Source organism: Nitratidesulfovibrio liaohensis (assembly GCF_011682075.1).
In the GTDB taxonomy this organism is placed as follows: Bacteria; Desulfobacterota; Desulfovibrionia; order Desulfovibrionales; family Desulfovibrionaceae; genus Cupidesulfovibrio; species Cupidesulfovibrio liaohensis.
In genome coordinates this window covers 1-799 of the sequence record NZ_VSMK01000683.1, presented here as the reverse complement: position 1 = coordinate 799, position 799 = coordinate 1, and the positions used below count along the sequence as shown (strand labels likewise).

1 pseudogene is annotated in these 799 nt (G+C 70.8%); it reads left to right on the top strand.

Going from position 1 to position 799, the window contains the following annotated elements:
• A pseudogene (locus tag FVW27_RS20690) lies at positions 1–321 on the top strand (hypothetical protein); the annotation flags it as partial.
• Between the last annotated feature and the right edge of the window lie 478 nt (positions 322–799).

Below are 799 nucleotides of genomic sequence, written 5' to 3'. Positions count from 1 at the left end.
GATGCCGACGCGAACCCCGTGGCCGGGGCTCCCGCCGGTCCGTCAGGTAACCCGTCTGGCGGCGACCCGCTGCCAGGCGCGCTGCCGCTCATCGCCCAGACCCTGCCCGACGAACGCCCGGTGCGGGCCATCCGCCGCTACTGCATCGCCTGCTGCGGCGGCGAACGGGCAGAGGTGCGCACCTGCGACGCCCGCGACCGTTGCGCCCTGTGGTCCTACCGCTTCGGCGTGCTGCCGGAAACCTACCGCAAGGTCAAGGCCCGCCTGACAGGCCCCCGTACTCTGGTGCTGCCGGGCCTGCCCGCTGGCACGAACGGGTAATCTCCCCTTTCCCCCTTACGCGCACACTTGCCGACGCCTTTGCGGATGCTTTCCGAAGGGCGTCGATTTTTTCGTGCCTTGCCCCACCGCGTGCGGCGCAAGGCGCGTCGATGGCGCCCTTCACCGCCAGCCTAACCGCCAGCTTCTGCGGGCAGGGGACGTGGAACAGCAGATCCGCCGCGGGTAGGGGCGGGGGCGGCGGCTGACGGTCTTTCCGTCCATATGCCCCATGCGGCGCACCGGTCGGATGTGGTCGTCGAGGCTTTTCATGCGGCGCGCCTGTGTCGGAAGCGACAAAAAAGGTGCGTGCAATGCGGCGGGGCAAAAGCCGATGACAGCACGGGGCAGGCGGCAAGGGGGCGGCATGGCGCGGCGCATCAGCGTTGTGCGGCCTCGCGGCGGCGGGTCAGCACCCCCACCAGCAGGGCCACGCCCAATGCCGCCAGCCAGCCCAGGCGCAGGGCGTGGAATTCCAGGG